A 22,535-nucleotide genomic window follows, 5' to 3' on the forward strand; every position below is an offset into this window, starting at 1 on the left:
AAGGGGCGCACGAGCCACCCCCCTGAGGCGGGTGGATACTCGATGGCATGAGCACCACGGAGCGTCCCAGGATCCTCGTAGTAGGCGGTGGGTACGTAGGCCTGTACGCAGCTCGGCGCATCCAGAAGAAGATGCGCTACGGAGAGGCGACCGTCACGGTCGTCGACCCCCGGTCGTACATGACCTACCAGCCCTTCCTCCCCGAAGCCGCCGCCGGCAACATCTCCCCGCGCCACGTCGTCGTCCCGCTGCGACGCGTGCTGCCCAAGGCGGAGGTTCTCACCGGCCGGGTCACCACCATCGACCAGGACCGCAAGGTCGCCACGGTCTCCCCGCTGGTCGGCGAGGCCTACGAGCTGCCCTTCGACTACCTGGTGATCGCGCTCGGCGCGGTCTCCCGCACCTTCCCGATCCCCGGCCTCGCCGAGCAGGGCATCGGCATGAAGGGCGTCGAGGAGGCCATCGGTCTGCGCAACCACGTCCTCGAGCAGCTCGACAAGGCCGACTCCACCACCGACGAGGAGATCCGCCGCAAGGCGCTCACCTTCGTCTTCGTGGGCGGCGGTTTCGCCGGTGCGGAGACCATCGGCGAGGTCGAGGACATGGCCCGCGACGCCGCGAAGTACTACAAGAACGTGTCCCGTGAGGACATGCGCTTCATCCTGGTCGACGCCGCCGACAAGATCCTCCCCGAGGTCGGTCCCAAGCTCGGCAAGTACGGCAAGGAGCACCTCGAGGGCCGCGGCGTCGAGGTCTACCTGTCCACCTCCATGGACTCCTGCGTCGACGGCCACGTCGTGCTGAAGAACGGCCTCGAGGTCGACTCCAGCACCATCGTCTGGACCGCCGGCGTCAAGCCCAACCCGGCCCTGTCCCGCTACGGCCTGCCGCTCGGCCCCCGCGGTCACGTCGACTGCGAGCCGACGCTCCAGGTCAAGGGCACCGACTACATCTGGGCCGCCGGCGACAACGCCCAGGTCCCGGACCTCGTCGGCCGCAAGGCGGGCAACGAGAACGCCTGGTGCCCGCCGAACGCCCAGCACGCGCTGCGCCAGGCCCGGGTCCTCGGCGACAACGTGGTCTCCGGCATGCGGGGCTTCCCGCAGAAGGACTACGCCCACGCCAACAAGGGCGCGGTGGCCGGTCTCGGCCTCCACAAGGGCGTCGCGATGATCGTCATGGGCAAGATGAAGATCAAGCTCAAGGGCCGTCTCGCCTGGTACATGCACCGCGGCTACCACGGTCTGGCGATGCCGACCTGGAACCGCAAGATCCGCGTCTTCGCCGACTGGACCCTGGCGATGTTCCTCAAGCGCGAGGTCGTCTCCCTCGGTGCGATGGAGACGCCGCGCGAGGAGTTCTACGAGGCCGCCAAGCCGGCCCCGGTCGCCGCCGCGCCGAAGGAGAAGACCGAGGAGAAGGCCAAGGCCTCCTGACCCTCCCCCGGTCACCCGCCTGACGAAGGACCTCCCGCCATCCGTGGTGCGGGAGGTCCTTCGGCGTTGTACGGCAGCCCACCCGCCGGGTGGGCGAAGTGGCGGCTTTGCTCAGAGATGACGCGTGCCGGGGACTGCGGTGGGGCCCCGCAGGTGTTTACGTGGTGTCGGACATTCCGGGATTCCCCGTCACGGAGGTGTACACCATGGCAGACGCCGCGCTGCGGCTGCAGGGCCTCTTCGCACAGTTGCTGGGAGCACCGCCCCCGGTGCGCATCCGCGCCTGGGACGGTTCGCAGGCGGGCCCGCCGGGCGCGCCCACCCTGGTCGTACACCACCGCCGCGCCCTGCGCCGCCTGCTGTGGAAGCCGGGCGAACTGGGTCTGGCCCGCGCCTGGGTGGCGGGTGACCTGGACATCGAGGGCGACCTCTACACCGCCCTCGACCTGCTCGCCGGTGACATCTGGGAGCGCGGCGAGGACGCCCGCACCCTCACCCAGGCCCTGCGCGACCCCGAGGTCCGCTCCGCGGTCCGGGGCCTCGTCAGGCTCGCCGGGTCCCCGCTGCCGCCCGCCCCGCCTCCCGAGGAGGCCCGGGCCCCCCGCCGCCACCTGCACACCAAGCGCAGCGACAGACGCGCCATCAGCCACCACTACGACGTCGGCAACGACTTCTACGAGATCGTCCTCGGCCCGTCCATGGTGTACTCCTGCGCCTACTGGGACAGCCCCGACAGCCCGGACGCCACCCTCGAACAGGCCCAGCGGGACAAGCTCGAACTCGTCTGCCGCAAGCTCGGCCTGAGACCCGGTCAGCGGCTGCTCGACGTCGGCTGCGGCTGGGGCTCCATGGCCATCCACGCCGCCCGCGAGCACGGCGTGAGCGTCGTCGGCGTCACGCTCTCGCAGGAGCAGGCCGCCTACGCCCGCAAGCGCGTCGCGGAAGAGGGCCTCACCGACCGGATCGAGATCCGCGTCCAGGACTACCGCGACGTCCGCGACGGGCCGTACGACGCGATCTCCTCCATCGGCATGGCCGAACACGTCGGCGCCGAACGGTACCTGGAGTACGCCGACGGCCTGTACGACCTGCTCAAGCCCGGCGGACGGCTCCTGAACCACCAGATCGCCCGCCGCCCGCAGCGGGACGAGACGACGTACGAGGTCGACGCGTTCATCGACTCCTACGTCTTCCCCGGCGGTGAACTCCAGCCCGTCGGCGTCACCGTCACCCAGCTGGAGCGCGCCGGGTTCGAGGTGCGCGACGTCGAGTCGATCCGCGAGCACTACGCCCTCACGCTGCGCCGGTGGGTCACCCGCCTGGAGGCCGACTGGACGCGTGCCGTCCGGCTCACCGGGCCCGGCCGCGCCCGCGTCTGGCGCCTGTACATGGCCGCCTGCGCGGTCGCCTTCGAGCGCAACCGCATCGGCGTCAACCAGGTCCTGGCCGTGCGGGCCCCCGCATCAGGGGAGTCGGGCATGCCCCTGCGCGCCCGCACCTGGAACTGACACGGCGAAGGCCCCCTCTCCCACCGGTGGGAAAGGGGGCCTTCGGGCCTTCGCCGTGCCCGCTACTCCGCCTTGATCGCTTCCAGCATGTTCAGCCGGGCCGCCCGCCGGGCCGGCCACAGCGCCGCGAGGACACCCACCGTCGCGGCCAGCAGCAGGAAGACACCCATCCGCGCCCAGGGCAGGACCAGCGCGTAGGTCGGCATCTTGGAGGCCAGCAGCTCACCGGCCGCCCAGCCGAAGAACACGCCCAGGCCGATGCCCAGCACCCCGCCGAACAGCGAGATCACCAGGGACTCCATGCGGACCATCCGCTTGATGCCCTTGCGGTCCAGGCCGATCGCCCGGAGCATGCCGATCTCCTGGGAGCGTTCGAAGACCGACATGGCCAGGGTGTTGATGACCCCGAGGACCGCCACGATCACGGCCATGGCGAGCAGTCCGTAGAGCATGTTCAGCATCAGCGTGAACATCTTCGCGATCTCGTTGGAGATGTCCTGCTTGTCCTGGACCTTGATCGCCGGGTTGTTGTCGAGGGCCTTCTCCAGCTTGTCCTGCGCCGCGCCGGACGGGCCGCCGGAGGTCTTCGCCATGACCTTCATGACGTACGGGTCGGACGTGTGCGGCGCGAGCGCCGACTGGTCGAGCAGGATGCCGCTGAGGTACTCGTTGCCCTCGTAGGTACCGGCGACGGTGAACCGCTGCTTCTTGCCGTCCTCGAAGGCGACGCTGAAGCTCGAACCGGCCTTCCAGTGGTTCGCCTCGGCGGTCGTGGTGTCCACGACGACCTGGGAACCGCCCACCTTGAACGAACCGTCGTCGACCTTCGGGCCCGCCAGCTCGCCGATCGCGGCGCCGTTGACGCCGGTCAGATACTCGTCGGTCTTGCCGTCGACACGGGCGACCGCGTTGGTCAGCGCGCTCGTGGCGGTGACGCCGTCGGTCTGCCGCAGCTTCTTCTCGACGTCCGGGGAGAGCGGGTTGCCGTTCGCCATGGACACCACGTAGTCCGCCTTGATCGCGGACGCCGCCATCTTGTCGATGGCCTGCTGGAGGCTGCCCGCCGTCACCGTCATACCGGTGATCAGGGTCAGGCCGATCATCAGCGCCGAGGCGGTGGCCGCCGTACGGCGCGGGTTGCGCACCGAGTTCTGCCGGGCCAGCTTGCCGGAGACACCGAAGGCGCGCAGCACCGGCGCCGCCGCGGCGATCAGCGGCCGGGACAGCAGCGGGGTCAGGATGAACACGCCGATGATCAGCAGCACCGCGCCGAAGCCCATGGGCATCTGGCCGTCCGAGCCGTCCATGGTCGTGGCCATCAGGACCACCGCGACGCCCGCGGCCGAGAACAGGGTGCCCAGGGTGTTGCGCAGCACCAGCGACTTGGTCGTGGCCGTGGCGTGGACGCTGCTCATGGCCGCGACCGGCGGGATCTTCGCGGCCCGGCGGCCCGGCAGCCATGCCGCCAGCATGGTCACCAGGATGCCGACGGCGAACGCGACGGCGATCGTGGCCGGCTCGATGACCAGCGGGCCGTCGGGCACGGTCGCGCCGAACGAGCCCATCAGGGAGCGCATTCCGGCCCCGATGCCGATGCCCGCGACCAGACCGGTCACGGCGGCGACCGCCCCGACCACGAACGCCTCGATCAGCACCGACCGCGTCACCTGCCGGCGCGAGGCACCGACCGCCCGCATCAGCGCCAGCTCCTTGGTGCGCTGGGCGACCAGCATGGTGAAGGTGTTGGCGATGATGAAGGTGCCGACGAACAGGGCGATGCCGGCGAAGACCAGCAGGGCCGTCTGCATGCCGCTCATCGACTGGGAGATGGTCTCGGCCTGGTCGTCGGCCAGCTGCTTGCCCGTGGTGGTCTGGACGGTGCCCTCGGGCAGTGCCTTGTCCAGCTCCGCCTTGAGCGCGGTCTGCGAGACGCCCGGCTTCGCCGTGACGTCGATCTGGTCGTAGACGCCCGCCTTGCCGAACTGCTTCTGCGCGGTCGCCGTGTCGAACAGGGTCAGGGAGCCGCCGGCCGCGACATTGCCGTCGTCGGTGGTGAAGATGCCGGCGATCTTCGGGGTCAGGACCGGCCCGTCGACCGACATGCGTACGGTGTCGCCGACCTCGTACCCGGCGCGCTTCGCCGTCTCGGAGTCGATGAGGATCTCGCCCGGGCCCTTGGGCGCGTGTCCGCTCGTCAGGGGGTAACGGGGGTCCTTGTCCCCCCAGTAGTTGCCGCCCTGCGACTGGAAGCCCTCGCCGATCAGCTTGCCGTCCTTGTCGGCGATGGCCGTGAAGCCCTGCACGACGCCGATGGCGGACGCGGCGCCGGGAACGCGCTCGCTCTTGTCGAGCACGGCCCGGTCCAGGTCGTGGACCTTGCCGACCCGGTCGCCCTCGGATTCCTGGTAGTCCGAGGTCACGGCGACGTCGACCCGGTCGAAGCCCTTGGCGGAGCTCTTCTGGAACGCGTCGGAGATGGTGTTGGTGAAGACCAGGGTCCCCGACACGAAGGCCACGCCGAGCATCACGGCGAGCACGGTCATCAGGAGCCGGGCCTTGTGCGCGAGCACATTGCGCAAGGCGGTACGGAACATGGGTTCTTCTTCTCAGTCCTGTCGGTCCTGACGGGGGATCAGCTGGTGCGGCCCTTGGCGTCGAACGCCTTCATCCGGTCGAGCACCGAGTCGGCCGTCGGGCCGTGCATCTCGTCCACGATCCGGCCGTCCGCGAGGAAGACGACCCGGTCCGCGTAGGCCGCGGCCACCGGGTCGTGCGTCACCATCACCACCGTCTGGCCCAGCTCCCGCACGGAGTTGCGCAGGAAGCCCAGCACCTCGGCGCCGGAGCGCGAGTCGAGGTTTCCGGTGGGCTCGTCACCGAAGATGATCTCGGGCTTGGAGGCCAGCGCCCGCGCCACGGCGACGCGCTGCTGCTGACCGCCCGACAGCTGCGAGGGCCGGTGGCCCAGCCGGTCCGCCAGGCCGACCATGCGGATGACGGAGTCCAGCCACTGCTTGTCCGGCTTGCGGCCCGCGATGTCCATCGGGAGGGTGATGTTCTCCAGGGCCGTCAGGGTCGGCAGCAGGTTGAACGCCTGGAAGATGAAGCCGATCTTGTCCCGGCGCAGCTTGGTGAGCTGCTTGTCCTTCAGGGAGCCGAGCTCGGTGTCGCCGATGCGCACGGACCCGGAGGAGAAGGAGTCGAGACCGGCCACACAGTGCATCAGGGTCGACTTGCCGGAGCCGGAGGGGCCCATGATCGCGGTGAACTCGGCCTGCCGGAAGTCGGCGGAGACCCGGTCCAGGGCGACCACCTGGGTCTCACCCTGCCCGTAGATCTTCGAGAGATCCGTGGCGCGCGCGGCCACGGCGGTGGCCCGGTCGGCGAGGGAAGAGGTGGTCACGGGATGGCACTCCTGTCGGACGGTGATGCGGTCAGGGGGATGTGATCCATCGTCCGGGTCCCCCGCCGCCGTGTAGTCACCCGCAGTTCCCGTTCCGAGGGCCGACTTCGGTCTGACCAGGAGCGGCGGTGTCATACCTGGGGATGACGAACGCCCCTGAGCGGCCCCGGTGTCGGGAACCCGAGAGGCCCTGATGTCGAGAACAGGTGGAGTGCCCTCGTTCGGGCGGTGAAATTCCGTCATTCCGTATGCGGCGCCCACCGCCGCACGGAAGGCTATTGGCAAGTGCGGATGGCGCGTTCCGGGTGCTGATGCACCCTCAGACGTCAATAAAATAAGACAACATCGGTCCGTGCTTCCGCTGTTCGGGGGATCCGTCCCGATAGTCTCGGAACCTCGACGCGGAGCCCATGGCCTGCCCGGATGGTGGAATGCAGACACGGCGAGCTTAAACCTCGCTGCCCCTTCGCGGGCGTGCCGGTTCGAGTCCGGCTCCGGGCACCTTCCGACTCCTGCATGGTTCATTGAAGACTTCACGGCATGCCCGTTGACAGCGGGCGCATGCCGTCGGAAACTCACATCCGACAGTAGTGAAATATTTTTCACCACGCGAACAAGCCTCCGTGAACCTGAGAGAGAAGGTGCCCGATGCGCACCACCGTCGGCATCATCGGAGCCGGCCCCGCCGGCCTCCTCCTCGCCCGGCTGCTCCACAACGCGGGCATCGACTCGGTCGTCCTGGAGAGCCGCGACCGTGCCTACGTCGAACGGCGGCAGCGGGCCGGGATCCTGGAGCAGGGCACGGCCGACGTAGTGCGCGCGGCCGGCGCCGGGGAGCGCATGGACCGCGAGGGCCTGCGCCACGACGGCATCGAACTGCGCTTCGACCGCCGACGGCACCGCGTCGACTTCCCCGCCCTCACCGGTGGCCGGTCCGTGATGGTCTACGCCCAGACCGAGGTCTGCAAGGACCTCATCTCCCTCCAGCTCCAGGAGGGCGGCCCGCTGCTGTTCGAGGCGGAGGCGCTGGCCGTGGAGGACGCCGCCACCGACGCCCCGCGCGTCCGCTTCCGGCACGAGGGGAGCGAGGGCGTCCTGGAGTGCGAGTACGTCGTCGGCTGCGACGGCTTCTGGGGTGTGGCCCGGTCGGCGATCCCGGCCGAACTGACCCAGGTCTTCGAACGGACGTACCCCTTCGGCTGGCTCGGCATCCTCGCTGACGTACCGCCCTCGCACGACGAGCTGGTCTACGCCCGCCACGACCGAGGCTTCGCCCTCCTGTCCATGCGCTCGCCGTCCGTCTCCCGCCTCTACCTCCAGGTGCCCGACGGCACCGACGCCGGGGCGTGGAGCGACGAGGAGATCTGGGACGAGCTGGAGCGCCGCTTCGAGACCGCCGACGACTGGCGCCTGGAGCGCGGCCCGATCACCCAGAAGTCCGTCACCCCCATGCGCTCCTACGTCCACGAGCCCATGCGCCACGGCCGCCTCTTCCTCGCGGGTGACGCGGCGCACATCGTGCCGCCGACCGGAGCCAAGGGGCTGAATCTCGCCGTCGGCGACGTCGTGACGTTCGCCCGGGCCCTGACACACCGGAAGGAGACCGGTTCGGCGGAACTGCTGGACGCCTATTCACAGACCTGCCTGCGCCGCGTCTGGCAGGCCGAGCGGTTCTCCTACGACATGACGACCCTGCTGCATCGCGCCCCCGGCGCGACCGGCTTCGAGGACCGGCTCCAGCTCGCCCGGCTGGAGCGGATCGCCTCCAACCGCGCCGCCGAGACCGACCTGGCGGAGGGGTACACGGGCTTCCCCTTCGGCTGAGGTTCGGGCGACGTGATGAATGACCCCCTCCGGTGAGGGGAATCACGAAGCCGCGTAGCGTGTTGGGCAGCACGATGAGGGAAAGATCCTCCCCAAGCACTAGGGTCATTCCTTTGCCTACCTATTACTCTTGAGCCAAGGCCATGACGTGTGGCCATGGAGGAGTGAAATGAGGAGCAGAAACCCGGTCTTCTCGCGACGGGGGTTCAGCCGCGACAACGGCTACGCGGGCTTCAACACCGCGCCGCAGGCCGGGGGTCCCGCTGTCGCCACGCAGGGCAACCCGTACGCGCAGCCGACGGGCGACCAGTACGCGCAGAACCCGTACGCGCAGAACCCTTACGCCCAGCAGGACCTGCAGCACGGCGCACCGCCGCAGGCGCCGGCCACCACAGGCCGGATGACCATCGACGACGTCGTCCTGCGCACGGCGAGCACGCTCGGTGTGCTCATCCTCACCGCCGCGCTCTCCTGGGCCCTGCTGCCGATCGACGACGCCAACATCAGCCGTAGCTACGGCATCGGTATCGGCGCCGCGCTGATCGGCATGGTCCTGGCGTTCGTCCAGTCCTTCAAGCGCAAGGCCTCGCCCGCGCTGATCCTGACGTATGCGGCGTTCGAGGGTGTCTTCCTCGGCGTCGTCTCCAACATCGTCGACAACCGCATCGCCGACGGCGCGGCCATGCAGGCCGTGATCGGCACCATGGCGGTCTTCGCCGGTGTGCTGATCGCCTACAAGGCCGGCTGGATCCGCGTCAACCGCCGCTTCTACGGCTTCGTGATGGCGGCCGCGCTCGGCTTCATCCTGCTGATGACCGTGAACCTGCTGTTCGCGGTGTTCGGCGGCGGTGACGGCCTCGGCTTCCGCAGCGGTGCCCTCGGCGTCATCTTCGGCGTCATCGGCATCATCCTCGGCGCCTGCTTCCTCGCCCTGGACTTCAAGCAGGTCGAGGACGGCATCGCCTACGGTGCTCCGCGCGAGGAGGCGTGGTTCGCGGCCTTCGGCCTCACGCTGACGCTGGTGTGGATCTACCTGGAGTTCCTGAGGCTCATCTCGATCCTCAACAGCAGCGACTAGTACGGCCAGTCCTGACCGTCGCACGCGATAGGGCCCCGGCTTCGGCCGGGGCCCTTCTCGTTGTCCTCTGTCGTTGTCCGCGCCTAGAGCAGTTTGCGCGCGGCCCTCCTCAGGTCGTACTCGTGGACGATCGCCTTGGCGTGGCCGTAGGCCAGGTTGTGTTCGTGCCGGAGCCAGCTGACCTTTTCCTCGAAGCGGAAGAGCGCCGGACCGTCTTCGACGGTGCGAAGCCAGTCGGTGATTTCACGACCGGTGCAGTGCGGGATGCGGGCTAGCAGGTTGCGATGGGTCTCTTCGGAGAAGACTTGGGACATCGGCGCCTCCGGACGCTGGGATGTAAGCCGGTCCTTCAGGTCACCGTGCCTGAGTGTTCGCCCGTTGGCAACAGTCCCGGTGCGACGCGTACGCTCGCGGCGTGGTTGATACGACGCCTCTGACCCGTGCGGTGGATCACTTCGCCGATCGTTTGAGGGCCGCGCCCCAGAGCCGGCTGCAGCGGGGCGCTGCCGCCGAGGCTCTCGGGCTGGCCCGGGAGTTGGCCCGGAGGGCGCAGGCCCTTGAGGAGCCGGGGGTGGAGCCTCGGGAGATGCCGGATGCGGGGATGTTTGCTGCCGCAGATCAGATCACTGTTGCCGTGCATGATCTGGCGGTGGTGATTCCCAGTGAGGCCGATGTCGATGACGCGGTGAGGGTGGTGGAGGAGGCGCAGAAGCGGGCGGGGGTTTAGCGCCGTTCGCGTGGGCCGGTTGTGTGTGGTTGCTCGCGCCCACGCGGCGGAGCCGTACATCGATACAGCCCCGCGCCCCTAGAGGGACGCGATCACTCGGTCGGCCAGGATGTAGACGTTCTCTTCGCCGCACTCGAAGGTGAGCGAGTACGCCCCTGATACGCCCGAGCCGCCCAGGAGAATCGGGGTCTCGCCCGCGCGCAGTGCTGTCGCGAGGTGTTCCGCTGTTTCGCGGTGGCCCGGGGTCATGCAGAGGGTCGTGCCGTCGGCGAAGACGTAGACGTCGAGGGTGCCCAGCGGGCCCGGGCGGACGTCCGTCAGTTCCACGCGGGAGGAGGCCAGCTCCTCCAGGGTCGCGACCGTGCGCTCGTGGTCGTTCGCCACGGGGGACTGCGCCGGTACGAAGTCCGGGTGGGAGGGGTGGCGGCGGCGGGCCGCGGCCAGCTCCGGGGACTCGGCGGCCGGTTCCTCGGTGTCCGCGCCCGACTCGGAGACCGGCTCCAGACCCGCGAAATCGGCCTGCCGGGGCAGGAACAGATCGGGGTCGGGCAGGCCCAGCAGGGTCGGGGCGTCGGAGGCGTCACGGGTCTCCTGGGCGGCCCAGAACGCCCGCGCCTCGGCGAGCTCCCGCTCCCGCTCCTCGGCCAGGGCGGCCGCGACGGCGGCGCGTATCTCCTCGGCGTCGGCATGGCTGCGGGCGGCCGGCAGCAGCGCACGCGTGGTGGCGGCCCGGCTCTCGGCCAGCGCGGTGTGCAGGGCCGCGACCTGTCGCCGCAGCTGCAGAACGGTGCGCAGGACGGCAACGCCCACGGCGCCCGTGGCGGCCGTGGTGACCAGCAACGCGATCGGCATGGCGCTCACTGACGTACTCCCGGTTCAAAGTCGACCCCCGACTTCCTACATCAGCTTGAAGGGCGGACTAACCAGCTGTCAGTGCGTAACGTCACCAAACGGACAGGGCTTCGCCCTCGGGGGAGGGGGTGTGGCTACTGTGACCTGCGCTTCTCCCCGGATGGAGGGAGATAGGTCACATCCTGGGGGAGATTGGATCACAAAACGGCCCAGAACCCTGGGGTTTCCGGGGTTCCGGGCCGGTACCTCACAGCCGGTGCCAGGACGGCTACGGTGCGGTGCTCAGCTGAGGCGCTCGATGACCATGGCCATGCCCTGGCCGCCGCCGACGCACATCGTCTCCAGACCGAACTGCTTGTCGTGGAACTGGAGGGAGTTGATGAGCGTGGTGGTGATGCGGGCGCCGGTCATACCGAAGGGGTGGCCGACGGCGATGGCGCCGCCGTTGACGTTCAGCTTCTCCAGCGGGATGCCCAGGTCGCGGTAGGAGGGGATCACCTGGGCGGCGAACGCCTCGTTGATCTCGACCAGGTCGATGTCGTCGATCGACAGGTTCGCGCGGCGCAGCGCCTGCTTGCTCGCCTCGACCGGGCCGAGGCCCATGATCTCGGGGGAGAGGCCGGAGACGCCGGTCGACACGATGCGGGCGAGCGGGGTGAGGCCCAGCTCGCGGGCCTTGGTGTCGGACATGATCACGAGCGCGGCGGCACCGTCGTTCAGCGGGCAGCAGTTGGCGGCGGTGACCAGGCCGTCCGGGCGGAAGACCGGCTTGAGGCCCTGGACGCCCTCCAGGGTGACGCCGGCGCGGGGGCCGTCGTCCTTGGAGACGACCGTGCCGTCGGGGAGCGTCACCGGGGTGATCTCGCGCTCCCAGAAGCCGTTCTTGATGGCTTCCTCGGCGAGGTTCTGCGAGCGGACGCCGAACTCGTCCATGTCCTGGCGGGTGACGCCCTTGGCGCGGGCCAGGTTCTCGGCGGTCTGGCCCATCGCGATGTACGGGTCGGGCAGCAGGCCGTCCTCGCGCGGGTCGTGCCAGGTCGAGCCCTCGGACTGGGCGGTCTCGACGGTGCGGGCCTCGGCGTCGGCGAAGAGCGGGTTGTGCGTGTCGGGCAGGCCGTCGGAGCTGCCCTTCGCGTACCGGGAGACGGTCTCGACGCCGGCCGAGATGAAGACGTCGCCCTCGCCGGCCTTGATGGCGTGCAGGGCCATGCGGGAGGTCTGCAGGGAGGAGGAGCAGTACCGGGTGACGGTACAGCCCGGCAGGTGGTCCATCCCCGCCTGTACGGCCACGATGCGGCCGAGGTTGTGGCCCTGCTCGCCGCCGGGCAGGCCGCAGCCGAGCATCAGGTCGTCGATGTCCTTGGGGTCCAGCTCGGGGACCTTGGCCAGGGCGGCCTGGACGATCGTCGCGGTCAGATCGTCCGGGCGGAGGTCCTTGAGAGAGCCCTTGACGGCGCGGCCGATGGGGGAGCGGGCGGCTGAGACGATCACGGCTTCGGGCATCACGGCTCCATTGACGTACCGGGTGGTCTGCTTGGGCTGTCTGGGAAGTTACCCGTACGTATGGCCTGGGTCACGGGTCTCGCGGTGTGACCCTGACCGCAGTTTACTAAGCGCTTGCTTTCCCTGTCCTCAATTCGAGGGCGTCGCGGGCGCCGGCTCCTGCTCGGGCACCCGCCGGCGCCGCCTCCGCTTCAGCAGGGCCCAGGGTCCCCGCGACCCGGTCGGCATCGCCGCCGCGACCTCCGTGCCCGCCTCCGAGGCGGCCTCCGCCGCCGCCCGGGCCACCGGCAGGAAGCCCTCGCGACGGGAGGCGTCCGGGCGCTCCTCCTCGGCCGGCCACAGGCCGAGGGAGGCGCAGACGCTCGGCAGGACCGCCATCGCCGCCGTCGCGTAGCCCTCGGCGGAGGGGTGGTAGCTGTCGGGCCCGAACAGCTCGCGCGGGTTCTCGGCGAACTCGGGGCCCAGCAGGTCGCCCAGGGACACCGTCCGGCCGCCCTGCTCGACCACCCCGATCGTCTGGGCTGCCGCCAGCTGGCGGGAGGCCCGGCGCGCCAGCCAGCGCAGCGGCTGCCGGACCGGCTCGATCGTGCCCAGGTCGGGACAGGTGCCGACCACCACCTCCGCACCGGCCGTGCGCAGCCGCCGTACCGCCGAGGCCAGGCAGCGCACCGAGCGGGTCGGGGGCATGCGGTGGGTGACGTCGTTCGCGCCGACCATGATCACGCAGATGTCGGGCGCCGGATCGGGGTCGGCCAGCACCAGGGCCACCTGGCGGTCCAGGTCGTCCGAACGGGCCCCGGGCGTCGCCACCGTGCGCAGCTGCACCGGGCACTCCGCCAGCGCCGCGAGGCCCGACGCCAGCAGCGCCCCCGGTGTCTGCCCGGACCGGTGCACGCCCTGGCCCGCGGCCGTGGAGTCGCCCAGCATGGTCAGCCGCAGCGGCGACTGACCGGGGCCGGCGTACGCACGGCCGTACAGCCCGTCCGCGTGCGGCACGTGACCTGACGTGCCGTTGCCCACCCGGCGCCGCGCCAGCTGGACCTCGGCCAGCACCAGCCCCACGGCGGCCGCCCCCGCCAGACCGATACCGCCGCCGCCGTATGCCGCGCCGGCCGCGATCCGCCGGGCCACTCTCGCCCTCGACATGCTCGTCATGCGTCGCCGCCACCTCCTCGAACCCGTACACCCTGTGCTTGCCCCGTACAGGCCGTCGCCCAATCTCAACGCGGAGTGAACGACCGTCACGGACGACGGGCAGCACATAGGCTGGCGGCACCACACAGACCACTTCTTCTGCGGCATCCGGAGACAACGGTGCAGTTCCACGACTCGATGATCAGCCTCGTCGGCAACACCCCGCTGGTGAGGCTCAACAGCGTGACCAAGGGCATCAGGGCGACCGTCCTGGCCAAGGTGGAGTACTTCAACCCCGGCGGGTCCGTGAAGGACCGCATCGCCCTGCGCATGATCGAGGCGGCGGAGGAGAGCGGCGCGCTCAAGCCCGGCGGCACGATCGTGGAGCCGACCAGCGGCAACACCGGGGTCGGACTCGCCATCGTGGCGCAGCAGAAGGGGTACAAGTGCATCTTCGTGTGCCCCGACAAGGTGAGCACCGACAAGATCAACGTGCTGCGGGCGTACGGCGCCGAGGTGGTCGTGTGCCCGACCGCGGTGGACCCCGAGCACCCGGACTCGTACTACAACGTCTCCGACCGGCTGGTCCGTGAGACGCCGGGCGCCTGGAAGCCCGACCAGTACTCCAACCCCCACAACCCGCTCTCCCACTACCACTCCACCGGCCCGGAGCTGTGGGAGCAGACGGAGGGGAAGATCACCCACTTCGTCGCGGGCGTGGGCACCGGCGGCACCATCTCCGGGACCGGGCGCTACCTCAAGGAGATCAGCGACGGCACGGTGCAGGTCGTCGGCGCCGACCCCGAGGGCTCCGTCTACTCCGGCGGCTCCGGGCGGCCGTACCTCGTCGAGGGCGTCGGCGAGGACTTCTGGCCCACCGCCTACGACCGGACCGTCGCGGACGAGATCGTCGCCGTGTCCGACAAGGACTCCTTCCAGATGACCCGCCGCCTGGCCAAGGAGGAGGGCCTCCTGGTCGGCGGCTCCTGCGGCATGGCGGTCGTGGCCGCGCTGGAGGTCGCCGGGCGGCTCGGCCCGGACGACGTCGTGGTGGTGCTGCTGCCGGACAGCGGGCGCGGCTACCTCAGCAAGATCTTCAACGACGAGTGGATGGCCGACTACGGCTTCCTGGAGGACTCGGGCCCGAGCGCCCGCGTCGGCGACGTCCTCGCCGACAAGGAGGGCGACCGCATGCCCTCCCTCGTCCACATGCACCCCGACGAGACGGTCGGCCAGGCCATCGACGTGCTGCGCGAGTACGGCGTCTCGCAGATGCCGGTCGTCAAGCCGGGCGCGGGCCACCCCGACGTGATGGCCGCCGAGGTCGTCGGCTCGGTCGTGGAACGCGAGCTGCTCGACGCGCTGTTCAGCAAGAGCGCCTCCCTGGAGGACCCGCTGGAGAAGCACATGTGCGGCCCGCTGCCCCAGGTCGGCTCCGGCGAACCGGTCGAGGACCTGATGGCCGTGCTGGGCAAGGCCGACGCGGCGATCGTCCTGGTCGAGGGCAAGCCGACCGGTGTCGTCAGCCGGCAGGACCTGCTGTCCTTCCTCGCCCGGACCGGGAAAGCGGCGGCGGCCACCAGGTGAACCACCCGTGAACCGGGTGAACTTGCGGCGTCCGTGATCTTCGCGGACTTCGCGGAAGTGGTACGAGCGTGTCACGTTCGCGCAGCACCCGCTTAACACGAGTCCTGCACATTGGTGGGTGTCGGCAGGGCGGGAGCGGCTCCCCGCCCCGGCCGACGCCGTAGGCGTCACGGACCTCCGGAGCGGCTCCCGGACCTCCATGGACCCTACTGACGCGCCAGCCCGGCCCTGACCAGGCCCGCGTCCCTCGCGGGGACCGCCGTCGTCCCGCCCCCCGAACAGGGGGTGCGGCGGTCCCCGCGCATCATCTCCCCGGCCTCAGCCGGCCCGGCTCGTCGCCCAACTCCCCAGCAGCGCCAGGCGCTCCGCCGTCTCCGAGCCCGGCTCCGGCGCGTAGGCGACGATCGTCTGGTCCGGTGCCCCGGGGATCGCGAGGGTCTCGTACGGGAGGGTCAGCAGGCCGGCGACCGGGTGCCGCAGCTGCTTCACCCCGTGGTCGCAGGGCTTGACCAGATGGTCGGCCCACAGGCGGCGGAAGTCCTCGCTGACGCGGGAGAGTTCCGCGACGAGTTCCCCGGTGGCGGAGTCCCCCGGGTGGTGGCCCGCCTGCAGCCGCAGATGGGCGACCGTCTGGCCCGCGATCGCGGACCAGTCCGGATAGACCTCGCGGGCGGTGGGATCGAGGAAGACGCGGCGCGGGATGTTGCGCTCGTCGGAGCCGGCGCCGGTGAAGTCGAGCAGGGCGTCGGCGAGCGCGTTCCAGCCGAGCACCTCCATCCGGTGGTCCAGGACGTACGCCGGGTTGCGGTCCATGCCGTCGAGGATCAGCTGGACACCCGGGCGCACCCTCGACCCGCCCGGAACGTTCTCCGCCCGACGGGGCCGGGCGACCGCCCGCAGATACGCGTGCTCCGCCTCGTCCAGCCGCAGCACCCGCGCCACCGCGTCCAGCACGGCGTCGGACACGCCCCCGGACTTCGTCCGGGCGGGGTCCCCCGGCCCCCTGCCCTGCTCCAGACGGACGTAGTAGTCGACGCTCACCCCGGCGAGCTGCGCCACCTCCTCGCGGCGCAGACCCGGGACACGGCGGCGGCCGTAGGTGGGCAGCCCCACCTCCTCGGGCTGGATACGGGCGCGGCGCGAGCGCAGGAAATCTCCCAGTTCTCCGTCCATGCCTTCGAGCCTAGGCCCCCCGCGCGCGCTGAGCCTGGTACTGGCAGACCCAGGAAAAGCGCCCCCCTGGGTAGGGCGGCCGAGGGCGCCGAGGGTGGTGGACGAGGCCGGGGAGACGCCCCGGCCACCACCGAGGGGATCTCCCATGTCGTACGAGAACCTGGCCGGCCGCACCGCCGTCGTCACCGGGGCCGCGAGCGGGATCGGCGAGGCCATCGCCGTCCTGCTGGCCGCCCGGGGCGCACGGGTGGCGCTGCTGGCCCGGCGTGAGGAACGGCTGACGGAGCTCGCCGGGAAGATCCGCGCCGACGGCGGACAGGCCCTGGCCGTCGTCGCGGACGTCACCGACGACGCGTCCGTGGAAGCCGCCGCCGACCGGATCCACACCGAGTACGGGCCCGTCGACCTGGTCGTCAACTCCGCCGGCGTCATGCTGCCGCACCCCGTCGACGCCCGGCGCACCGACGAGTGGCAGCGCATGCTCGACACCAACGTCGCCGGGGTGCTGCGGATCACCGGCGCCTTCACCGGCGACCTGGTGGGCGCGGCGGCCGACGGCCGTACGGCCGACATCGTGAATATCTCGTCCATCGCCGCGCACATGAGCTTCCCGAACTACGCGGTGTACGGCGCGACCAAGGCGGCCGTCACCTACCTGTCGGACTCCCTGCGCGGTGAGTTCGGGCCGCGGGACGTCCGGGTCACCAACATCGAACCCGGGTTCGTCGAGAGCGAGCTGCTCACCCACATCGGCGACGCGGAACTGGCCCGGCAGGTTGCGGAGCTGCGGGACCAGGTGGGCACGCTGTCCGCCGAGGAACTGGCCGACCTGGTGGCCTACACGACCAGCCGGCCGCGCCGGGTCAATCTGCGGCAGATCGTCGCGCTGCCCACCCGGCAGGCCTGAACCGCCTACGCCCGCTCAGTCCTCCCAGCCGCTGTCCCGGGAGGACCTGCGGCGGCCGAACAGATCCGGGTTGGTGCGCAGGGCCTGGACGACGTTGACGCCCACGATGCCGGCCCAGGCGACGAGCATGCCGGGCAGCCGGGCCACGCCCCCGCCGATCGCGGACAGCGGCACCGCGAGGACCAGGGAGACGATGCCGAAGCCGAAGCGCTCGCCCCAGGAGTCCGTGGGGCGCGGCGACCGGGACTCCCGGGCCGTCTGCATCTGCTGCTCGGCGAGCTGCCGGCGCACCCGGCGGTCCACCGCGCCGTCGATCCGCTGGTCGACCTTCTCCAGGAACGAGTCGACCAGCGCGGACTCGTACTCCTCGCCCAGCTCCCTGCGCGCGTGCAGGGTGGCGTCGAGTTCCTTCTTGAGCTCGGTGTCCCGCGCGTCCATTCCGGTCATGAGACCCAAGGTAGAAAGAAGCAGGGCCCGCCGCACTGGGGTTAGCCCCCGTGTCGGGACGGGGGCGACCCGGGGCAGCCCGGGGGCGGCCCTCCACTCCCGCTTGCCGGTCTGCATATGCTCATGCAGAATCCTCAGCTACTGAATAGGCGAGGGGGAGCACGTCATGAGCGTGACCGACAGCCCTGCCGCGCGGCTCCAGGCGCTCTTCGAGGGCCACCGGCTGACGCCGACCCAGCGGCGCATCGCGCACAGCATGGTGCGCCGGGCCGCCGATGTGCCGTTCCTGTCGAGCGTGGAGCTCGCCGAACTGGCCGGGGTCAGCCAGCCGTCCGTGACCCGCTTCGCCGTGGCCCTGGGCTTCGACGGCTATCCGGCCCTGCGCCGCCATCTGCGCGAGGTCGCCCCGGCCGAACCCGCGGCGGACGCCGGGTCCGTCAACGAGTACCAGCAGGCCGTCGAGGCCGAGATCGAGAACCTGCGCCACCTTGCGGAGGCCCTGGCCGACACCGGGCCCGTGCAGCGGGCCGGGCGCCTCCTCGCGGCCTCCCGTCCGCTCCCCGTCCTGGGCCTCAGGGCGGCCGCCGCCCAGGCACACGGCTTCGCCTACTTCGCCGCCAAGGTCCATCCCGACGTACGGCTGCTCAACGAGGGCGGCACGATGGTCCAGGACCGCATCGACGCCGCCGTCCGGGCCGGTGCGACCGCACTGCTCTGTTTCGCCCTGCCCAGGCATCCCCGCGAGGTCGTCGACACCCTCGCCCACGCCAAGGAGGCCGGGCTGACCGTCGTCACGGTCGCCGACTCCGCCTTCGCACCGGTCGCCAAGGTGTCCGACCTGCTCATCCCCGCCGCGGTCGGCACCGGCCTGGCCTTCGACACGGCCTGCGCGCCGATGCTGCTCGGCCGGGTGCTGCTGGAGGCAATGTGCGACGACCTGCCCGAGGCCCAGTCCCGCCTGGAGGAGTTCGACGCGAAGGCGGCGGCGCGGGGGCTGTTCGTGGACTGACGGCAGGGGCATCGTCCTCTCATCCGTGTCTCACGTTGCGTCGCTAACGTGCGTCTCTGCCCCCCAGAGGCTTCGGAGACCGTACGGAGGCTGAACGTGACGCGCAGTGGACATGGACACGGACATGCACACGGACATGGACTGGCCCGGGTCGCCGTCGTCGTACGGGCGGGGGCCGCACCGCTGTGGTGGCTGGGCGTGTGTGCCGCGGGCGTCGGCGTCCTCACGCCGGGACTGACCGGCCGCCGCATCGGCGTCCTGGCCGGGGCGGCACTGTTCGTCCTGGCGACGGCGGCGGTGGCCCACGGAGGCCGCAAGCGCTACGTCACCCTGGCCGCCTCCGCGTCCCGCGCCGCCAAGCACGACGTACTCCAGGACCGCGCGGTGACGGTACGCAACTGGCGCCGCCACCACCGCTGGTGGCTCCTCCTCGCCTTCCTCACCGCCCTGGCCACCGCCTTCGCCACCCCGGCCACCGGTGGCCTGCTCCTGGCCGGCTGCGGAGCGGGCCTATGGCTCAAGGCGGCCTGGCTGGGCCGCCGGGAGCGGTCCGACGAGGCGCTGCTGTGGGTCCGGGTGGACTGGCTGCGCGGGGACGCGGGCAGCCCGGCGGGCAAGCAGGTCAAGGCGTACCGCAGCACGGGCATCGCAGCGGGGGACGCGGCCCCGGGCGGGGCGCGCAGGAAATCACCGTCGCTGGTGTAGTCGGCCTTCCAGGGGCGCGGGGAACTGCGCGAACAACCACAACGCACCCGCAGACCGGTGACTACGGAAGCCCCAACGGCGACTGCGTCAGCCCCTCCACATACGCCCCACCAGACTCCGCCACAACCTCCTGAACCGTCTGCGCCTCCCGCACGACCGCGAAGACCACACCCCCTTCCCCACCCGGCCCGAACCCATAAACCCCAGGCCGCAGAAGGGAGTTGTACCCATAGTGATGCGCGAAGTAATACGCCCCCGTATCCAGCGCCGCCGCGTAATCCCCCTGCTCCAGCACCGGCATGGACCGCCCCTCCGCCAGCAGATCCCCCGAGAAACAGGCCGGCCCCGCGACGTCCTGCACCACGACGGGCCCCTCCTTCACCCGCCCCTTCGCGTCGTACGCCCCGATCCGCAGCGGCCAGCTCTCCGGCGCGTACACCGTCCGCGTGGCGACCTGCACCCCGGCATGCGTCACCGCCACCGCCCGCCCGCCGGAGGACTTCGCGTACTCGACCCGCGCCACCACCGTGCCGTGCTTGGCCAGCAGTGACCGCCCGAACTCCGTGACCAGCCCGTACCGCCCGTCGAACAGCCCCGGCACCTCCTCGGCCAGCGTCCGCGCGTATTGCTCGTACGTCGGCGTCGTCGCGTCCGACGCGAAGTTCACCGGCAGCCCGCCGCCGATGTCGAGCGTGTCGATCTGCTGACGCCCGATCCGCCGGTTGATCTCCTCGGCGAGCGCGTACACCTCCGCGACCCCCCGGGCCAGCAGCGACAGCGGGATGCCCTGGGACCCGGTGTGCGCGTGCAGCCGGGTCAGCCACGGGCGGTCCTGGTACGCCCGTACGACCCACTCCCGGGCCCCCTCGTCACGCAGCGCCACCCCGAACTTCGAGGTCGCCGTGGCCGTCGAGGTCGCCCCGATCGAGCCCCCGCCGACCTGCGGATTCACCCGGATCCCGAGCGGTGAGCGACTGCCGCCGGCATCGGCGTTCATCAGGCCGTCGAGGCGGTCCAGCTCCTGCGGATTGTCCGCGTTGACGGCGATGCCCAGGTCCAGCGCCTCGCGCAGCTCGGCCGGTGTCTTGGCGGGGGAGTCCAGGACCGTCATCTCCGGGCTCAGCCCCGCCGCCCGTGCCAGTGCCAGCTCGCCCGGGCTCGCCACCTCCGCTCCGATGCCCTCCTCGCGCAGCAGCCGCAGCACCGGCACCAGCGGGGTCGCCTTCACCGCGAAGGCGTGCAGCACGGGCGTGCCCGGGGCCACGACCGCGTCGAACGCCGCCCGCAGCTCCGCCGCCGACTCCCGGATGCCGGTGACGTCCAGCAGCCCGACGACGGGGCTGTCGGCCCCGACCAATCCCTGCTCCACGGCCGCCCGCACCGCCTCGTCCCGCCGGGCCGCCCGCCCGGCGCCGAATTCGCCTGCCTGAATGTCGTCATCCATGGATCCAGCCAAACATCCGGGGCACCGCCGCGCCGACCGCCCCATGTATTGACTAGCTCTATTCATGAAGCCAGGATGTGAATAGACGTAACAACAGACCGCCGGGAGGCAGCCCATGTCAGGACCCCGCCCCGTCCGAGCATCGCGCGGCACGGAACCGAGCGCCCTGGGATGGCAGCAGGAAGCCGCCCTGCGGATGCTGCAGAACAACCTCGACCCGGAGGTCGCCGAGCACCCCGACAAGCTCGTCGTCTACGGCGGCACCGGCAAGGCGGCCCGCGACTGGCGCTCCTTCGACGCGATGGTCCGCACCCTGAGGACGCTCAAGCAGGACGAGACGATGCTCGTCCAGTCGGGCCGACCCGTCGGTGTCATGCAGACCCACGAGTGGGCCCCGCGCGTCCTCATCGCCAACTCCAACCTCGTCGGCGACTGGGCGAACTGGGAGGAGTTCCGCCGCCTGGAGGCCCTCGGCCTGACCATGTACGGGCAGATGACCGCCGGCTCCTGGATCTACATCGGCACCCAGGGCATCCTCCAGGGCACCTACGAGACCTTCGCCGCCGTCGCCGCGAAGAAGTTCGGCGGCACCCTCGCGGGGACGATCACCCTCACCGCCGGTCTCGGCGGCATGGGCGGCGCCCAGCCGCTCGCCGTGACGATGAACGACGGTGTGGCGATCTGCATCGACTGCGACCCGCGTGCCATCGAGCGGCGGATCGAGCACCGGTACCTGGACGTGAAGGCCGAGTCCCTCGACCACGCCCTCCAGCTGGCCACCGAGGCCCGTGACGCCCGCCGGCCGCTGTCCATCGGGGTCCTCGGCAACGCCGCCGAGCTGCTGCCGCAGCTGCTCGCCATGGGCGCCCCCATCGACATCGTGACCGACCAGACCTCCGCCCACGACCCGCTGGCCTATCTGCCCCTCGGCACGGCCTTCGAGGACATGGCCGACGCCGCCGCGAAGGACCCGGCCGGGTTCACCACCCGGGCCCGCGAGTCCATGGCCACGCACGTCGAGGCCATGGTCGGCTTCATGGACGCCGGCGCCGAGGTCTTCGACTACGGCAACTCCATCCGGGGCGAGGCCCAGCTCGCCGGCTACGACCGGGCCTTCGCCTTCCCCGGCTTCGTCCCCGCCTACATCCGCCCGCTGTTCTGCGAGGGCAAGGGCCCCTTCCGCTGGGCCGCGCTGTCCGGCGAGGCCTCCGACATCGCGAAGACCGACAAGGCGATCCTCGACCTCTTCCCGGAGAACGAGTCCCTGGCCCGCTGGATCAAGATGGCGGGGGAGCGGGTCCACTTCCAGGGCCTGCCCGCCCGGATCTGCTGGCTCGGCTACGGCGAGCGAGACAAGGCCGGTGAGCGGTTCAACGACATGGTCGCGAGCGGGGAGCTGGCCGCGCCGGTCGTCATCGGCCGCGACCACCTCGACTGCGGCTCCGTCGCCTCCCCCTACCGGGAGACCGAGGCCATGCTCGACGGCTCCGACGCGATCGCCGACTGGCCGCTGCTCAACGCGATGGTGAACGTGGCGTCCGGGGCGTCCTGGGTCTCCCTGCACCACGGGGGCGGCGTCGGCATGGGGCGGTCGATCCACGCCGGGCAGGTGACGGTGGCCGACGGCACGAAACTGGCCGGGGAGAAGATCCGCCGCGTCCTCACGAACGACCCCGGCATGGGCGTCATCCGGCATGTCGACGCCGGGTACGACATCGCGGAGTCCGTCGCACAGGACAAGGGCGTCCGGGTCCCGATGCGCGAGGGTGACGACGCGTGACCCAGGAAACCGCCGACG

The 22,535-nt window shown here is 70.9% G+C and carries 19 protein-coding genes and 1 tRNA gene; 11 read left to right on the top strand and 9 right to left on the bottom strand.

The window, feature by feature from the left end; translation table 11 throughout:
- Nucleotides 1-47 precede the first annotated feature (47 nt).
- Nucleotides 48-1,436, top strand: a complete 1,389-nt coding sequence (locus KJK29_RS22545) for an NAD(P)/FAD-dependent oxidoreductase (RefSeq protein WP_184598197.1) — start codon at nucleotides 48-50, stop codon at nucleotides 1,434-1,436.
- A 206-nt stretch (nucleotides 1,437-1,642) separates the two neighbouring features.
- Nucleotides 1,643-2,944 (top strand): SAM-dependent methyltransferase, encoded by a 1,302-nt coding sequence (locus KJK29_RS22550; RefSeq protein WP_215120959.1) that lies wholly within the window; start codon nucleotides 1,643-1,645, stop codon nucleotides 2,942-2,944.
- Between the two features lie 62 nt (nucleotides 2,945-3,006).
- Here the strand turns inward: KJK29_RS22550 and KJK29_RS22555 are convergent, their stop codons facing one another.
- A complete protein-coding gene (locus KJK29_RS22555; protein ID WP_215120960.1) occupies nucleotides 3,007-5,538 on the bottom strand; it encodes an ABC transporter permease in 2,532 nt (843 codons plus the stop codon).
- A gap of 38 nt (nucleotides 5,539-5,576) precedes the next feature.
- Nucleotides 5,577-6,347: an ABC transporter ATP-binding protein gene (locus KJK29_RS22560; protein ID WP_215120961.1), complete on the bottom strand. Its 771-nt coding sequence runs from the start codon at nucleotides 6,345-6,347 to the stop codon at nucleotides 5,577-5,579.
- 417 nt (nucleotides 6,348-6,764) lie between these two features.
- On the opposite strand from KJK29_RS22560, the gene KJK29_RS22565 reads away from it, so the two are divergent.
- The 3 genes from KJK29_RS22565 to KJK29_RS22575 all read left to right on the top strand — a co-directional run bounded on the left by KJK29_RS22565 (nucleotide 6,765) and on the right by KJK29_RS22575 (nucleotide 9,249).
- Nucleotides 6,765-6,848 (top strand) — tRNA-Leu (locus KJK29_RS22565).
- Nucleotides 6,849-6,995: 147 nt separating this feature from the next.
- Entirely contained in the window at nucleotides 6,996-8,171 is a 1,176-nt protein-coding gene (locus KJK29_RS22570) for a 4-hydroxybenzoate 3-monooxygenase (RefSeq protein ID WP_215120962.1), read from the top strand.
- A 169-nt stretch (nucleotides 8,172-8,340) separates the two neighbouring features.
- The gene (locus KJK29_RS22575; RefSeq protein ID WP_215120963.1) at nucleotides 8,341-9,249 is read left to right on the top strand and encodes a Bax inhibitor-1/YccA family protein; all 909 of its coding nucleotides are present in this window, start codon (nucleotides 8,341-8,343) and stop codon (nucleotides 9,247-9,249) included.
- An 83-nt stretch (nucleotides 9,250-9,332) separates the two neighbouring features.
- On the opposite strand, the gene KJK29_RS22580 is transcribed toward KJK29_RS22575, so the two are convergent.
- Nucleotides 9,333-9,563 (bottom strand): DUF4287 domain-containing protein, encoded by a 231-nt coding sequence (locus KJK29_RS22580; protein WP_215120964.1) that lies wholly within the window; start codon nucleotides 9,561-9,563, stop codon nucleotides 9,333-9,335.
- Nucleotides 9,564-9,664: 101 nt separating this feature from the next.
- Between KJK29_RS22580 and KJK29_RS22585 the strand changes: the two genes are divergently transcribed.
- Nucleotides 9,665-9,976, top strand: a complete 312-nt coding sequence (locus KJK29_RS22585) for a hypothetical protein (RefSeq protein WP_215120965.1) — start codon at nucleotides 9,665-9,667, stop codon at nucleotides 9,974-9,976.
- A gap of 78 nt (nucleotides 9,977-10,054) precedes the next feature.
- Here KJK29_RS22585 and KJK29_RS22590 read toward each other — a convergent pair whose 3' ends face one another.
- The 3 genes from KJK29_RS22590 to KJK29_RS22600 form a co-directional block, all read right to left on the bottom strand.
- Nucleotides 10,055-10,837, bottom strand: coding sequence for a hypothetical protein (locus KJK29_RS22590; protein WP_215120966.1), 783 nt, complete (start codon nucleotides 10,835-10,837; stop codon nucleotides 10,055-10,057).
- Between the two features lie 273 nt (nucleotides 10,838-11,110).
- Nucleotides 11,111-12,331 carry an acetyl-CoA C-acetyltransferase gene (locus KJK29_RS22595; protein WP_215120967.1) on the bottom strand — a complete coding sequence of 407 codons (1,221 nt, stop codon included), beginning with the start codon at nucleotides 12,329-12,331 and terminating at the stop codon, nucleotides 11,111-11,113.
- Between the two features lie 129 nt (nucleotides 12,332-12,460).
- The gene (locus KJK29_RS22600) at nucleotides 12,461-13,486 is read right to left on the bottom strand and encodes an SGNH/GDSL hydrolase family protein (RefSeq protein WP_215120968.1); all 1,026 of its coding nucleotides are present in this window, start codon (nucleotides 13,484-13,486) and stop codon (nucleotides 12,461-12,463) included.
- A gap of 159 nt (nucleotides 13,487-13,645) precedes the next feature.
- Here KJK29_RS22600 and KJK29_RS22605 point away from each other — a divergent pair, with 159 nt between their 5' ends.
- Entirely contained in the window at nucleotides 13,646-15,052 is a 1,407-nt protein-coding gene (locus KJK29_RS22605) for a cystathionine beta-synthase (RefSeq protein WP_215120969.1), read from the top strand.
- A gap of 318 nt (nucleotides 15,053-15,370) precedes the next feature.
- Here the strand turns inward: KJK29_RS22605 and KJK29_RS22610 are convergent, their stop codons facing one another.
- Nucleotides 15,371-16,225: a helix-turn-helix transcriptional regulator gene (locus KJK29_RS22610; protein ID WP_215120970.1), complete on the bottom strand. Its 855-nt coding sequence runs from the start codon at nucleotides 16,223-16,225 to the stop codon at nucleotides 15,371-15,373.
- A 145-nt stretch (nucleotides 16,226-16,370) separates the two neighbouring features.
- On the opposite strand from KJK29_RS22610, the gene KJK29_RS22615 reads away from it, so the two are divergent.
- Nucleotides 16,371-17,132: an SDR family oxidoreductase gene (locus KJK29_RS22615; RefSeq protein WP_215120971.1), complete on the top strand. Its 762-nt coding sequence runs from the start codon at nucleotides 16,371-16,373 to the stop codon at nucleotides 17,130-17,132.
- Nucleotides 17,133-17,147: 15 nt separating this feature from the next.
- Here KJK29_RS22615 and KJK29_RS22620 read toward each other — a convergent pair whose 3' ends face one another.
- Entirely contained in the window at nucleotides 17,148-17,570 is a 423-nt protein-coding gene (locus KJK29_RS22620) for a hypothetical protein (RefSeq protein WP_215124408.1), read from the bottom strand.
- A 175-nt stretch (nucleotides 17,571-17,745) separates the two neighbouring features.
- Between KJK29_RS22620 and KJK29_RS22625 the strand changes: the two genes are divergently transcribed.
- Together KJK29_RS22625 and KJK29_RS22630 are read left to right on the top strand one after the other, a co-directional pair.
- Complete coding sequence (locus tag KJK29_RS22625; protein ID WP_193480035.1) at nucleotides 17,746-18,588, top strand: MurR/RpiR family transcriptional regulator; 843 nt, start codon at nucleotides 17,746-17,748, stop codon at nucleotides 18,586-18,588.
- A 96-nt stretch (nucleotides 18,589-18,684) separates the two neighbouring features.
- Nucleotides 18,685-19,293 (top strand): hypothetical protein, encoded by a 609-nt coding sequence (locus KJK29_RS22630; protein ID WP_215120972.1) that lies wholly within the window; start codon nucleotides 18,685-18,687, stop codon nucleotides 19,291-19,293.
- Between the two features lie 61 nt (nucleotides 19,294-19,354).
- Here the strand turns inward: KJK29_RS22630 and KJK29_RS22635 are convergent, their stop codons facing one another.
- A complete protein-coding gene (locus KJK29_RS22635; protein ID WP_215120973.1) occupies nucleotides 19,355-20,854 on the bottom strand; it encodes a type III PLP-dependent enzyme domain-containing protein in 1,500 nt (499 codons plus the stop codon).
- Between KJK29_RS22635 and hutU the strand changes: the two genes are divergently transcribed.
- Nucleotides 20,853-22,517 carry a urocanate hydratase gene (gene hutU / locus KJK29_RS22640; RefSeq protein ID WP_215120974.1) on the top strand — a complete coding sequence of 555 codons (1,665 nt, stop codon included), beginning with the start codon at nucleotides 20,853-20,855 and terminating at the stop codon, nucleotides 22,515-22,517. The genes KJK29_RS22635 and hutU overlap by 2 nt on opposite strands.
- The last annotated feature ends 18 nt before the right edge of the window (nucleotides 22,518-22,535 follow it).

Source organism: Streptomyces koelreuteriae, from assembly GCF_018604545.1.
GTDB lineage: Bacteria > Actinomycetota > Actinomycetes > Streptomycetales > Streptomycetaceae > Streptomyces > Streptomyces koelreuteriae.